Source organism: Bizionia paragorgiae (assembly GCF_900107625.1).
GTDB classification, from domain to species: Bacteria; Bacteroidota; Bacteroidia; order Flavobacteriales; family Flavobacteriaceae; genus Bizionia; species Bizionia paragorgiae.
Genome location: NZ_FNQK01000004.1, coordinates 1 through 15594, shown reverse-complemented (window position 1 = coordinate 15594; position 15594 = coordinate 1). Strand labels below are relative to the sequence as shown.

The 15594-nt window shown below is 29.1% G+C and carries 10 protein-coding genes; 2 read left to right on the top strand and 8 right to left on the bottom strand.

Features of this window, described 5'->3' with window-relative positions; translation table 11 throughout:
* Nucleotides 1-80 precede the first annotated feature (80 nt).
* A complete protein-coding gene (locus BLV64_RS03445; protein WP_092132482.1) occupies nt 81-1829 on the bottom strand; it encodes an FG-GAP-like repeat-containing protein in 1749 nt (582 codons plus the stop codon).
* Between the two features lie 191 nt (nt 1830-2020).
* Between BLV64_RS03445 and BLV64_RS03440 the strand changes: the two genes are divergently transcribed.
* Entirely contained in the window at nt 2021-2797 is a 777-nt protein-coding gene (locus BLV64_RS03440; protein ID WP_092132479.1) for a LytR/AlgR family response regulator transcription factor, read from the top strand.
* On the top strand, nt 2794-3891 hold the full coding sequence (locus BLV64_RS03435) for a sensor histidine kinase (protein ID WP_092132477.1): 1098 nt from the start codon (nt 2794-2796) through the stop codon (nt 3889-3891). The genes BLV64_RS03440 and BLV64_RS03435 overlap by 4 nt, the downstream gene beginning before the upstream one ends.
* Before the next feature lie 72 nt (nt 3892-3963).
* Here the strand turns inward: BLV64_RS03435 and hpf are convergent, their stop codons facing one another.
* From hpf to BLV64_RS03395, 7 genes are all read right to left on the bottom strand, one after another.
* Nucleotides 3964-4263: a ribosome hibernation-promoting factor, HPF/YfiA family gene (hpf, locus tag BLV64_RS03430; protein ID WP_092132474.1), complete on the bottom strand. Its 300-nt coding sequence runs from the start codon at nt 4261-4263 to the stop codon at nt 3964-3966.
* A 187-nt stretch (nt 4264-4450) separates the two neighbouring features.
* Complete coding sequence (locus tag BLV64_RS03425) at nt 4451-4636, bottom strand: CsbD family protein (protein WP_092132471.1); 186 nt, start codon at nt 4634-4636, stop codon at nt 4451-4453.
* An 868-nt stretch (nt 4637-5504) separates the two neighbouring features.
* On the bottom strand, nt 5505-5930 hold the full coding sequence (locus BLV64_RS03420) for a hypothetical protein (protein WP_092132468.1): 426 nt from the start codon (nt 5928-5930) through the stop codon (nt 5505-5507).
* A gap of 270 nt (nt 5931-6200) precedes the next feature.
* Complete coding sequence (locus BLV64_RS03415) at nt 6201-11252, bottom strand: NACHT domain-containing protein (protein WP_092132465.1); 5052 nt, start codon at nt 11250-11252, stop codon at nt 6201-6203.
* A 1150-nt stretch (nt 11253-12402) separates the two neighbouring features.
* Nucleotides 12403-14013 (bottom strand): DNA/RNA non-specific endonuclease, encoded by a 1611-nt coding sequence (locus tag BLV64_RS03405; RefSeq protein ID WP_092132459.1) that lies wholly within the window; start codon nt 14011-14013, stop codon nt 12403-12405.
* Complete coding sequence (locus tag BLV64_RS03400) at nt 13982-14758, bottom strand: hypothetical protein (RefSeq protein ID WP_092132456.1); 777 nt, start codon at nt 14756-14758, stop codon at nt 13982-13984. Before BLV64_RS03400 ends, BLV64_RS03405 begins: the two co-directional genes overlap by 32 nt.
* Before the next feature lie 57 nt (nt 14759-14815).
* A complete protein-coding gene (locus BLV64_RS03395; protein ID WP_092132454.1) occupies nt 14816-15388 on the bottom strand; it encodes a hypothetical protein in 573 nt (190 codons plus the stop codon).
* Nucleotides 15389-15594 lie beyond the last annotated feature (206 nt).

Genomic DNA, 15594 nt, shown 5'->3' with positions numbered 1-15594 from the left:
AAAATAGAGATATAAAAAAACTGCTTTGAGAAAAGCAGTTTTTTTTTGTTTTATGAGGTTTTGTTGTTAATGTGTATCAATTATTTCTTAATAAATTTACCAGATAGTAAGGACTGGCCACTAGCGGTTTGCAAAGTATATAAATAAGTCCCTGTTGTTAATGGTGATACATTAAGTGCGGTCTGAAGTGATTTATTAGACGTCTCTAGTTTTGAGATTTTAGAAACTAATGTTCCTTTTAAATCATATATCAATAAGGTTAAATTAGAATACGATTTGTTTAATTCTATATCCATATTTAAGGTATCACCAACTGGGTTTGGATAAAGTTTTGAAGTTGATTTTCTTTTAAATTCAGGAGTACTTAGCGTCATATTTTCTACACTATTGTAAGTGGTGTTTACATTTAAATTAGTAAATGTTTGAACGGTTCCAATAGGCCAAGTAATTTCCAGTTCATCAACTGAAGTCGCATTTCCTAGGCCAAAATGAACCGTGTAGCTATTTTGGCTGTTATAGCCTGTAGAAGCAGCAATGCGGCGTGTTTGCCACACATCGGAGCCATTTATATTTGCTTTCATACGCACTTTAGTACCTACTGCAGACGTATTAGATACTGTACCTTTACAGTTAATTTTAATCCAGTTGTTTCCAGTACCTGTGTTTTTAAAAAGTGAATTATTTTGATTTTCATTTAGGGTATTTGCAAGGATCAAATCTAACCAGCCATCATTATTATAATCGCCAAAAGCACAGCCAAACGTCCATCCGGAATGTAGAGCTAAATCACTAGTTGTGTCTTGTGTAAAATTACCATTGCCGTCATTGATATAAACAAAATTATTGGTTTGTGTGTTAGAAAATGCATTACAAACAAACAAATCTAAATCTCCATCGTTATCAATGTCGGCAAACGCTGATCCGAAAGAGTTTCCACCACCGCTTGCTATTACAGAAGATGTTATTTCCGTGAAAACGCCATTATCATTTCTAAATAACTGATTGTTTTGGTTATTCCAATTGGCAATAAACAAATCGTAATCTCCATCATTATCGATATCTGCCCAAGAGCTACCACTAGAACTTTTTGAGTCGGATACGATAGAAAGGTTGGTTATTTTCGTGAAGTTATTAGGGCCATCATTTCTAAAAAGAGAATTGGCTGTATTGTTTTCATTGGTAAGGAACAAATCACAATCCCCATCATTATCGTAGTCTACCCAATCTACAGATCGGGTGGCTAAAAATTCATTAGTAATCGGTAAGTTGGATACCGCTGTAAAGGAGCCATCACCTTGGTTTTCATAATATCTATTCACTGCATTTCCTGCGCTACTTGTAAAAAATAAATCTAATTTCTGATCGTTATTAACATCAATCCAAGTTGCCATTTCAGAAAAAGTGAAGACACCAGAAGTTACGCTTGGTTCGTGAGTAAAGCTCCCGGAACCATCATTCCTATAAAAGTAGTTTTTTCCAGAAAGCCCCGAAGCCCAAGTCACTACAAACGCATCCAAATCCCCATCATTATCAACATCTGCAAAACTCGTACCGTCCGAGCTACTGCCATCAGAGACCATATCACCAGAGGTTACGGTAGTAAATGTTTCATCGGTATTATTTATATAAAGTAGGTTGTTTTGTCCTCCAGAAGGGCCATTAGAGAAAAAGATGTCATCCCATCCATCACCATTAACATCAACAAAGTTAGCACTTCTAGATCCAGAAGCTGTTGTTGTTATGTCCGGTAGATTAGTGGCTTCAAACGATTGGGAGTGCAAACTAGTAATAGTTAGTAGCATGCAAATACTAAGTGCGGTAATTTTCATTCGTGTTTAGTTTTAAATTAATAAGAATCAAAACTAGGTGTTATCGTTGTTAGGCTTATCAAAATTGTTGCGAAGCGTGTCAAGTTCTTTTCTAAGGGTATTGAAAGTGTTGCAAAGCCTTTATATTACGTTTTTAAAAAGAGTTATATACAATTACTATTGTATATTTTAGTTAGTTTTACACTAAAAAAATGATGATAAGTTGTTTAATTATTGATGATGAACCCTTGGCGAGAAAGCGCTTGTATAGTTTAGTTTTGAAGCGACCGGAACTTCACTATATAGGAGAGGCTGCAACGGGAAAGTCTGCAATACAGATGATAAATGACTTAAAACCCGCACTTATTTTTTTGGATATCAAAATGAAAGATTGTAGTGGTTTTGAAGTGTTAAAAGACATTGATGTAAAACCACCCATGGTTATTTTCGTCACCGCTTTTGATACCTATGCTGTTAAAGCTTTCGATTTATTTGCGATAGACTACCTTCTTAAGCCATATAAACAAGACCGGTTTAATGCCTCAGTGGATAAAGCTTTGTCTTATGTAAACCAACAAAATCAAACCCTGTTTGAGGCTAAATTAAACGATTTATTAAAACGTGTAGAGGACACAAATTCTAGGAAATCTTCTTCTTTTAAAAATAAACTAGCCGTAAAAACAGGGAAGTCGGTATCATTTATAGACACAAAGAGCATTACATATATTACGGCTTCTAGAAGCTATATCGATGTTTTTACTTCGGATACTTCTTATGTTTTAAGAGACTCATTGAATAATATAATAAACGATATATCACCCGATGATTTTTGTAGGATACATAGATCGACAGTGGTTAATATTAACTTTATAAACAAACTCATCCATTCTAATTACGGGGAGGTGGATGTAAAGATGAAAGATGATGCTCTTTTTAGAATAGGTCATAGTTATAAAAAAATGTTTTATAAAAAACTAGGTATTAAATGAAATCAAACACGGTAATAAACAAACAATTATTAAACTATTTGGTTGCATTTTTAACTTTAGCGTTATCACTTCAACTAATAAAAAAAATTAATTGGAAGCTTAATAGAGGAGTTTACGAATCTTATAATTGGTTAGAGTTTTTTGTCTATGAATTTGTTGCGGAGTGGCTGATTGTTGTTGCTTTTATGATCATATCCTACTATTTAACCAATAAAATGATTGATAAGAATTTTCAATTAAAAATAATGTTTTTAATACATGCGTTGTTTTCTTTTTTATTGGGGTTTACCACCTTATGCTCGATAACTGCGATAGGGTATTTTACAGGACTTTTGAGCGTGAATGAAGCTATAGACAATATTTCATTCGATCGGTTTTTAGCTGGTGTGGACAAGGATTTTTTAATTTATTTCTCTTCCATTTCTATAATATATGTTTACAGTTATGTAAATAAAATAAAAGGAATCGAACTTCAAAAATCGAAATTACAAACGCAATTAGTGACTAGTAAATTGCAAATGTTACGCTCACAGCTCCATCCTCATTTTATGTTTAATACCTTAAACAGTATTTCTTCTCTAATTGATATTGACCCGGAGAAATCTCAAAATGTAATCGCAGATTTTGGAGATTTGTTTAGAGGTATTATAGAGCACAACGACGAGGCTTTAATCCCTCTATCTAAAGAATTAGAATTTTTAGATAAGTATTTGGATATTATAGTTGTACGGTTTTCAGATCATTTAATTATACGAAAAACGATTACGGATGGATTAGAACAGGAATTAGTACCAAGTTTACTAATACAGCCATTAATAGAAAACGCTATTAAACACGGCTATTCTTATGAACACACCGAGTTGGTTATTAGTATATCTATTTATAAAATTGAACAGTATGTGTACATTGAAATCAGTAATAACGGAACACCGTTATCGGCTGATTTCGAAACGCTATTATCTTTAGGCAATGGATCTGGTATAAAAATTACTAATGAGCGTTTACAGTCCATTTATGAGACCAATTATAAGTTCTATCTAAAGAATTGCAGTGATAGAGGAGTAGTGGCGCTAATAAAAATTCCGGCAGCGTAGTGTAAGTGGAGAGTTCAAAAAAAAAAACTGCTTTGAGAAAAGCAGTTTTTTTTGTTTTATGAGGTTTTGTTGTTAATGAGTCTTCATTTTGCCTTTACGCTTTTCTAATTGACGTTCAAGTTGCGTAAGGGCTTCGGTAACACTTTTGTGATAGGTATCGCTATCGGCTTCTGCAAATAGGCGAGGACCTGGAGCACTTAAGCGGACACCAGATATTTTTCCGTTATTATTAGATGAGTTTTGGATTTTAAAAAACACATCGGCACGAACTATAAATTCGTATTTATTAAAAAGTTTGTTTAGTTTTTCGGTGACAAAAAACTCTAGTGATTCACTAGGATCGACTTCGTGGTATTCAAAATTTATGTCCATATAGTATTATTTTTTAGTTAATTCTCTGTGTTACCTAAAGATACTAAATGCTTTGCAATTATCTCTAGTTTTAGCAAAAATTTAGGCATTAGTATATGAACTATTTTACATAAAAAAAGGTGTCAATTCTTATAAATGACACCTTGATATGCGTTAAGTTTATGTTACTAAACGCTTTAACCTGGAATTACCAGTTATTGATTTCGTCTGAAAGTTGTTCTTTGGTTTTTCCCGTTTTTTCTTGGATTTTACCAAGCATTTCGTCAAACTTTCCTTCGGTGTATGTCACGTCATCATCTGTAAGATCACCGTATTTTTGTTTGAATTGTCCTTTAACTTGTTTCCATTTTCCTTCTAATTGTTCGCTATTCATCATTTTAAGTTTTAAGATTAATATTTATCGTTATTCAAAACTACGGTTTTAATGCCTTGGTGTTTTGCTCATTTGCGTAAAGGCTTTGCTGAAATGCTATAACTGCGTTAAAGTTTTATTAATGAGTATATTTTGTAAGAGGTGTAAGAGGCAAACCATTAACAAGGGGTGAGATATAAACAAAGAACTGAAGAGAATAAGAGTAAATAAACATTCTATTTTACATAATATTAATTATAGTACAAATGTACAGTAATTTCTGTATAGCCGTTTTTCAGGCTATTTACACATAATTGTAGATATAGTGCCTTTAGGTCTATATCGTCAACAATTATGTTAAAAGAAATTACGGCTTATGAAGTTCTCATTATTATTCGTAAGCTATAATTCTATATTATGTAAAATATCCCAGTATGTGTTTTTTCATAATAAACGCTTGTATATGGGTAATTAAACATTATCGTTTTTGCTTATCGATAACTTTCATATTCTGTACAATGGTTCAAGTTTTTTCAAATACGCAAGTTATCAAGAATCTTCAGAACTACAATTTGTTCTATAATTAGTCGCTATGTAAAATTGCCACTGCAATTGCGCTCGATTGCTTTATAAAATCAAATTGCTCTAGCAATTTATTTTAAACACAATTATCCATCGCTTGCCAGCGCCAAAAAAAAGCTAGCTTTTAACTATTATTGAAATTCAGGTTTTCGAGGAAATGTTCGTTGTGATTTTTTTTACGAGATTCTCGTGAATTTACACAAGAGCTTAAATTTTAAGAAAAATAAAATTCTAAGCACTTGTTCTATTTATAATTCCAATTAAGCTTTTCTGAAATTCTATTTTACATAATATTTAGAACCAACAATTAAAGATTGTCAATCATATTCTCTAAAGCATATTTACTTAATTCTGGAATTGCATTTGTAAACACACTAATTTCCCAATTCGATAAATGTGCTAGCATTACGTCATTACTTTTAAATATAGAGTTTGGATTTAAAAATACTGTTGATGGAATTAGATATAAAACTTTCGCTTTGCTCTCAATTAAAAGAACTAAACTGATTAAAAGATTTTCGTTTAATTCTCCTAAATCTTGCTTTGAGATTTTAATAAATTTTTCTGCAACAGCATCAATAGATTTAAAGAATAATTGATAAGAATTACCATTATTAGTAGTGATATTAAAGTCTACTGCTCCTCTCCCACTTTCATTTTCTGAAACTTCTATTTGAGCTTTTTTAAGCTCTGATTTCATAAAATTTAAAGCGTTTTCATTGATAGTATTCATAGATAACAAGATACATTTTTAAGTTTTATTATCTTTTTTTCTTGATAAAAAAAGAAACAAAAAAATCATGACTGCATAAACTTTTGGAAACAATTACGGCTCGTTACGCTATATTTTAGGAAACATTGTAACTCGTTAAGATTGCTTTGAAGTTATTGTATAGTTACAAATATTAAGAAACTGTATTACTAGACCCCTAAAATATGGACGCTCCACTTACCTATTGTTTTACCAAAATTTTATGAGGTCGTTTTACATCGATAATTAATTTCAACTAATTTTATAAATGATAACACATTCTCTAATTAAGTATGCTTCACAGGAACCATTATCCACCATTTTATTTAAAATGAACATAAAATCTGAAACTAAATTTTGGTCTTCTTTTATTTTACTTATATGATTATTAAAAAGCATTTTAATTAACTTTACAGATGATTTAGATTCTAAATGTTTAGCTTTTTCTATATCTTCTTTAATGAATTTTACAATCCATTTTATTCCATCAGGTAAAAACATCTTTTCACCAAAAGTTGAAAAAACATTTATTATACTAGATAAGCTAGAATCACCAAAATAATTTAACATTTCTTCATAAAATGCTTTTTCTCCATCTAAAACCATCCAACTATTGGATTTAACAGACCATTTAGAATCTAGGAGTAGTTGTTTTCTAAAATGTTGAGATTTTGATGAAACAATTTTTTGATAAAGGTGTTTCCATAATAACCAAAAATGGGTTCTATATTTCTCTTGAATAATTGGATCTTTATTTTCTATTATGACATCTTCAAATCTAGTAATTGTTGTATCAATAATTTCACTTACAAATTCATATAAATCTTTTTCATTATAATTAAACTCAAAATTCTCTTCAAAATAAAAGTTTGTTAATCTATCAATCATTTTTTTTGAAAATTCTATTTCATTGTAAATAAGAACTTCATTTAGATAAAACCTTAAGTCAATCATTTGGCGTATATCAACTTTCCTGTCTTTTTTTGATATACGAAAAGAATCTCCTATTTCTAACTTCAAATCATTTATTATAAGTTCTATTAGTTTTAAAATAAAATCTTGATGAAACTTATAATTACTCTTTACAGGAATCATAAACAATGCTCTGACAAGAAAATGAGGTTCATATATATCAAAGTTTATAGAATCAATTTTAATTTCTGTTTTTTCATTTTGAATTTTCTTAATAAAAGCAAACTCCTTTTCTTTAAATTCTATTTCTTCTTCCTTACTCCTAAATCTGATTGCTTTATTCGTTTTAATAAATTTGGAATATTTGATTAAGAATAAAAATAGTTTTTTCGATAAATCTGGAAGTGTCTCGCTAAATGAGTTTCTAAAGTATTTTAAAAAATATTTTTGCTCATAGTCAGCTAGACCACTAATTATCAAATAAGAAATCATTATTTCAGCCTCACATAAATCATTTGCATCATCAATGTTTTGAAATAATAAATGAGATGCTTCAATAGAAGTTTGTTGTTCCATTATATTAAAGCCAATATCCTCACCAAAACTATAACCTCTAGAATTTATATATTTAATTATGTTACCAATTGTATATGCAATTGTTGTAATGCACCATTCTTTTTGTTTATTATCTAACTGTTCAGGAAAATCTTTAAACCCAATTACAGACAAAGTTACTGGCATGTCAAACATTGATTTTTGAACATCATTTGACGAAAAATGGGTGTAAATATTATTCCATTTCTCAAAAGTTAATTCACTTAAATCACCATCTTTTGCATTACGTAAAATCCCCGAAAAAGATAATGATGTATCTTCATCTTTTCTTTCAATAGTAAAAGTTTCAACAGCTTTTTGAACTTCTTCTGGATATTTCACTTCAAGTTGTATGAGTCCTTTTTCTTTGTCTAAAACGGTTGCCTCATATTTCCTTACATCCATTTCGTTGATTGCTTTTTCCCATAAAACGTGATCTTTACTAGTTTTATAAAAACCATCAAAAATTTCGTGAATTTCTTTATTTAAATTACCATAATTAATTTGATATTGAAAAATTAAATCTCTCAACCCTCTAGTATACTTTTTACGATGTGGAAGCCTATTAAAATCAGCCTTTTCTTTTTGAGCAAAACTAATGCGAGAATCAGCGATTGCTAAAGCAGAATGCTCTCTTGTAGCTCTGTCTAAATCCATTTCATAAAACTCCTTAATCTTTAAAATTGGTATTATTGATTTACCAAATGACTTTGGATAAGCAATAAAAACACTTACAAGTACGCTTGTGATTGCAACTGAATTACTATTTGATAAACAATAATCTACAATAGTTTTTAAAAACTTATTATCAGAAGTTTCTTGTTTTGCAATGCTTAATAGGTATTTTTCTAAACTTAATAAAATACTTTCAAAAAGATAGTGTGTTACAGTAGTTCCTCTATATGCATTCCATAAAAATCCATTTCCAAATTGCTCATTTTTTTTACCATCATTTAATTCAATTTCAATAAGTTTTAAATCTTCTTTTTTACCATACTCTGAATTAGAATATGATAATGTCATATAGTTCGTAAAGTCAATAATAAACTTTATTGCTTTACCTGAATGCTGTCTTAAAAAATTATAAACAAATGTTTTATATATACCTGATGGAAAAAAATCAAATCGATGTCTAACTAAACCCCAAGAATCTTCTCTTTGATTAGCAGAAGGAAAACTATATCCAAAAGGTCCTTCGTTATCCTTTTTCTTTGGCGGAACATATTTCCAATGCTTGTTTGCTAATTCTATTAACAAATCGGGATGAACTTTTATCAAATTGTAATTTCTTAAACCTGCTAAAGCTTTCTTTACAACTAATTCATTAAATCCTCTCAATCTGCTATAATCATCGTCATCACTACTATTACTAACTCTCATTAATAAATCTCCTATTTCTTTTGCAGAATATTCAGCAAACCCAAATAGCAATTCGACTAAACTTTCTTTTTTATCTGTTTCAGATCTCCCAAACCAATATTCATTTTGGTTTTCTATTTCTTTTATATAGTGTAAAACAATAATATTTGCTGACGCAATTTCATTGCTAGTACAAGTACTAAATTCGAATATATATTTAAATTCCCAGTCTAATAACAATGCAGTAATTGAATTTCTAATAGAAGAAGTTTTTTCAATATATACAGCTATAAAGTGCAAAATTTCTTGCCAACCAGATCCAACTGGAAATAAAATATCATTAGAAGATTCTTTGTTTAAATTGTATTCTTTACAAGTTGTTCTTATAATTATGACACATCTGTTTAAAAATGAACAATTATTTTCGAGAAGTTCATTTTTGAATTTAACAAAAAAGGGTTCACAATTGTTAGACCTGAATATTGCAGTTAAAATTTCATCAGTCCAATAATTTTCAACATTATCATTATCTAATGTTTTCTTGATTAAACTTACTACAGTATCTATATCACTTATTATTAATTCTTCAACCCATAACCTAAAAGCTCTTCTCATCGATGGTTGATTTCCAAGTTTTGTAAATAATTCATCTTTATTTACAAGTTTTTTTTCAATACTAGAAATATGTTTTATTAGAGCCCAATCTTCAAGAATATCGTGAGACGGTGAGAATTCATAAATGTTTTTGTTTTTAATTATTACATTATCGTTTAATAAAGCTTCAACTGCCTCATAATCAATTTCGTTATCATTAGGTTCAAAGAAAAGTTGCATAGACTTCGCTCTACCAATAGCAATATGTGAAAAACTTTTTCCTCTTTTTCTTGGCAGACCACTTCGTACTACAGTACTATTTTCAATAATTTGTGACCAAAGTTTATCTTTAAAATCTGTTAAGCTAATTTCTGTTCCTGATTTAAAATCATTTTTATTAATTGCATTAAGTCCAAATTCAAGATATTTAGGACTTCGCATAATTTCTTTAATTTCATTATTAGAAAATAATGTAGATAATTGAGGAAATACAACTTGTATTTCCTTTAATTCTTCATCATTTAATTTTGGTATCTCAATTAAGTTAATTAGTTCTTTTTTAATTCCAAATTTTTGAGTTATTACATTTACAGCATATGAACGAGATGTTAGGATTAATTTTAAGCCACCTATTTCTTCAACTACTGCTAGTAATTGCTTAAAGGCGTTATCTGGATCACCTTCTAAAAGTTTTTCTGCACTATCGATTATAAGTATTTTGTCTTGAATTAGTGAGATTGTACTAAATAATTCTACTAGATTATAAGTTATATCAATTTCCCCAAAAACTTGAGCTATTGTCGATTTATTGAACTGATCGGCTTTAAATATAAAAGGAGAAACGTTCTTTAATTCATCAAATAATAATTCCTTAACTATTGCTGATTTGCCAACACCTGGAGAACCAGTAATAAAAGTAATTGGATAGTTATTTATAGAATCTAAAACTGATAGTTTTGTTGAAGTTCTTTCAATATGGTAGTCTTGAATACTAGACTTTAAAGGTTTTAAAATTAAACTACTATCATCTTTGAGCTTTTGTACAGCCTTAAATGCTTCTTGAGTTAATGTTAAATCAAAGTATTTATATAAATCTATTTTTTTTAATTCTTCAAAAGTTAAGGTTCCTCCATTTCTATTGTATTCACTAGCTTTAATTATAATTGAAGTCCATATTTCGAAAGATGTAGTATCAATGCTTTTAGATTTTGAAAGTTTAATTAAATTGAGTGCATTTGTCTCACTTATACTACTTTCACTAATAAAATCAAAAGCTAGTATTTGTAAGCATTTTAAAAACTCCCATAATTCTGTTTCTGATAATTCAACATTATTATTGGCTCGTTTCAGTAAATTAGAAAATACAGTTAGTTTATCTTTCTTAACTTTTATTCTCTCAACTTCACTAAAAAAATCTTTTTCATCTTTATGTGTGGATGCCCAACTTAATAATACAAGTGTTTGATTTTTATCTTCATTTGTTAAACTAGATTTAATTAAAAATAATTTATCCTTCTGTTTGTCGAAAATCTTATCATTATTAAAGTCTTTCCAAAAAGCATTTATAACATCAAAAAACGTATCGTTCTTTTCTGTTATTGATATATTATATTTTATTTGTGCAATTATTCTATGTTCATTTGATCGAGCTTTTATTTTTAGAAATAAATCATCAGTTTCATAACCTAATCTTTTACATTGGAAACTTAACTCGCTTACTTTTCCATTAGGAAATACAGGAATACTTCCTTGAAGAATCATTGCTAATAAAAAACCACTTTGTACGTAATGTTCATAATCATAACCACCACCACTCATCTGAAAAACACTTGCTTCACCTGCCATATTTAATTGTAAGTTTTAAAATTAAATATACAGATTTTTTATAGGTAAATATTTGTAAAGAATCACATAGTTAAGAAAAGTTTTGAACACTTAATTCATTCCACACACATTCCACTACTCTCCTATCGTCGTTCCGTAAAAAGAGTGTTCCATTAACATTGTATAGAAACATTTTAGAAGAAAAAAATAAGAAAATGTAGAAATTTAACTTCGCTTTTACCAAAGCAAAGTTACATAACGCAGAACATTATAGGACAAATATAGTGTGTGCAGTTTCCGTATAGCTGTGCTATTTTATATAATTGTAGATATGATTGCCTTTGGGCTCATATCGTCAACAATTATGTAAAAGGAAACCAAACACGCCATACTTGAATAATTGTTCCTCATAGTTAGCTATAATTGCATTATGTAAAATATCTCAGGACATTTTATTATTTAAGTGAATTATGAACTGGGTCATTAAACTAATAAGTGGTTTGCTTTGCAGCGTTTAAAAAACATTTGTATCTATAATTAGCTGTTATGTTAAATTACTCGGATTATACTTATTTTAAAAATATGTCCTCGTGATGTACTTCGCAGTTGCCGCTACCAAGCGCTCGTCCCGATTTTACATCGGGATAGCCAACGCTTGCCAACGCCAAAATAAAAGCTAACCTTTTTTCTCTTATTAAAAATCGCGTATTCGATAAAATGTACGTAATAAAAAATTTCACGAGATTCTCGTAAGCTTTCCACAAGAGCATAAATTTTAAGAAAAATAAAATTCTATGCACTTGTTATATGTAGAACTTCAATTAATCTTTTTTTCTTCTTTCATTATCTTTTGTCTTGAAACACTATTTAGCGAAGGCTAAATACCTAAAACAAAAAATCAAGACTGCATAAACTTTTGGAAACAATTACGGCTCGTTACGCTATATTTTAGGAAATATTGTGACTCATTAAGATTGCTTAGAAATTCCTTGGAAAGTCATAACAATTGAGAATGTTTATTACTAAACCCCTAAAATATGTACGCTCCACTCTCCTATTGTTTTAGCCAAAATTTTATGAGGTCAATTTGCCAACGCTTCATCTCGGTTAAGTTTACAGTAATCATTGACTGCCTAGAAAAATATTTTAATTTACTGTCGTAGTTGGCTAACTACTGAATATCTTTTAAAGTATTATTAATATTATCAAAAGTAAATTGTTCAGACTTACCATTTATTTGTAAATCAATAATAGCTCCACTCGAACGTCTGGAGTTGTCAGAATATAGTTGTCTATTTTTAACTATTACAACATCACCATTTTTAACAGAGGTTAAGATATTATTCTCCAGACCTCTCCATTTAGAGCTATGGTTTACTTTATAAGCTTGACTTGTTATATTGATAGACTCAGGAATACCACCAGCAGAATCTGCTAAAAAATGTCCTCCTTCATCACTAAGCTTTTGATGCTGTTTGTTTGTTAAGTTTTTGATTGTCGTTTTTGAACTTACTTCGTCTCCATATAACTTAGCGTTGTTCTGCTCAACCACATTTCTAGACTTTGAGACTATTTCTTTGATATTATGTTCAGTTTCGTAAACCCTACCAAAATTGTCCGTTTTAAAAATATGTGTGTTTTTTCCATCCTTTACTACGTACTTATAATTTTCAAGGAGTTTAGGATGGCTTAATAATGGATTAATTCCATTTTTTAAAGCAGCTCTTCTATCTACTAAAATTGTTTTAGTTTTTGCATCAATACTTGCAAATTCCTTTCCGTTATAAAACAGTTTATTCCCTTTTAAGGTTATGTCTTTAGGGAATAATTTAGTAGTTGTTCTACCATCAATATGTTTGCCTATTGCAGGTCTTTTCATTTGCTCAAAAACATCCTGATTTGTTTTCTTTAAGCTGTTAGGTATATGTTTTAAAATTCTTGTTTGTCCATCATAATAACTAACATTAAAAGCATCAGGAATGCCCGATTTATCACTATAAAGTGGCTTAATATTAACTTCGCTTATTTTTTTTCGATTAACTAATGCCAAGTGCCAATCGGAATTTAATTGTTTAAAATCATTAATAGATAAGAAAGATTTGTTTATTCCTAAATTAACTCCTCCAAATTTTGATGAAAGAATATGCTCTCCTTCATCAATTATATTTACAGTATTTTTATTTATTTTTAATAAAGGTGTTTTTACATTATTTACTCTTCCCAAATCATCTATACTGTATAAGGTAGATTTAATTTTATAAACGGCTTTAGGTGCAAAGTTTTTAAGGTTTAAAAATGGGTTTTTGTTTAATTTGGTAACTAAGATTATCTCATCAGAAACTTTGGCTAAAACATTTCCGCTATTAACATCAATAATTTCTCCAACATCATCAGTTGTTTTTAGAATAAATTGATTTTTAGGTAAATTACTAAAGTAATTAATCGCATCGATTTCATTAGAGTATTTTGAATGCGATAAAAAATTCCAAACATTAATTTTTTTTGGATTATCATTTAATAACTTGGCTAATGGTTTATTATTATCAATTTGTTTTGCTAATAGTTTTATTTGAGAGTTATCTAATGACAGACTTAATTTGGATAATACATCCTCTTGAAAGTTTGCTTTAAGTATTGGAGCTACATCATCGCTTTTATAAATTAATTGTTTTAAAGCCTTTTGAGTTAATACTTCTTTAGATGCTTTTCTACAAGAAGCGAAGTTTAAAACACTGATAAATATTAATATTTTATAACCGTATTTTTTCATTTTTTCTATCATTTATTAATTTTATCAACCTATCATAATACTGAGTAGTATTTTGATTAAGATCTATTGTAAAATCAATGTTATTGTTTTCTAAAAAATTCGAATATTCTTTAATTAGAATTTTTTTAGTTTCATCTTCTGTTGGGACAACAAAATCATAAGCCATTTCAGTAATTCCAGTCGCTTCAACTGAACCAATAACAATAGCTGTCCCTCCTGTTGCAACTACTGAAGCTACCTCGGCTGATGTGTAAGCTACATCTTTCAAGTTTTCCTTAATACTTTCGTTCGCTTTGGAAATAGATAAATTTACACTCTCTTCAGAGGCATTGAATATTGAAACTGTTTGTTTTTTTAGGAATAAGGAATCCTCAGATATAAAGTTCAAAAGCTCTTCAAGTTCTGCTCTTCTTTGGTTGTTTATATTTTTAGAATGATTATTAGTTTTAGATTTAATAAATCGTAGATAAGATAGTGATGAAAAGTAGTTGTTTATTTTCGATTCCCATATTAAAAACCGTTCCTTGGGAGTCTTACTGTTAATGATTCCTATTTCATTAAATGACCCAGACATCTTAAATTCCTTTTCAATAAAATCATTAGTAATATTCATAAAATACGCTTCTGATTGCTTTAATAGCGTATTGTAAAAATCTTTATTATTTGATAACTCAAACTGTTTATGCTCATTAATTAGATATAATGCTTCATTAAAAGTGATGTCTTTTTTATAAACTTTCAATTCTTCTGTATCCATATTTCTACAACTAAACAGACATAGTAGAACCAATATAAATATGTAGTTTTTCATTTGCTATATTTTTGATTCCCAAACAGTATCTAAGGTATTAATAAAATTGTCTGGAACACCAGAGAAAACTGGTTCTCCTCCAAAATAATTTAAAAGCCAGACTACAGCATAAAATAATAAAACAAGAAAGATAATTAAGAGTTCATTTCCATCCATATCAAGTGTTGCGAAAGAAATAATAATCAAAATTACAAAGACACCCCAAAACCACCAGTTAGACATAAAACTTTTGGTGTGATTATACCATTTATATGAAATACAATCTGCCTTAAAATCATCAATACTATTTTCCTTTACAATAAAGTAGTTGTAATGTTTATTTATTTCTATTTCCGCTTCTGGTGTAGCAAATGTTTCTCCATTCTTTAATCGTTTTGTACTGCTTGGAGAATTATTAAAAATACAAGCTAATTGCTCATAATCGCCTTCAGTTTTTAAAAGTAATTCTCTAATCTTTTCTTGTGCAGTTAACGAGTTTTCTTTTTCAATTAAAATTGATTTTTTTGTTGAGTTAAACTCATCATCACTACAGGAAAATAGTAAAATCGTTATTGCAAAAAGTAGTATGGCTTTCATAGTTCGGTTAATTAAAAAACAAAACTACAAAAATCTAATGAAACCGTTTATATGAAGTTTTTTATAACGGTTTTTAAAATTATTTATTCTTAGACACTAAAGTAATATCGTAACACAGACAAGAGTGACTTTTTAATCATTCATAGCACTGATAAATCTATTAATTGCTGAAATGGCAAACCAAAGTGCTATTGGTTGAAACAAAA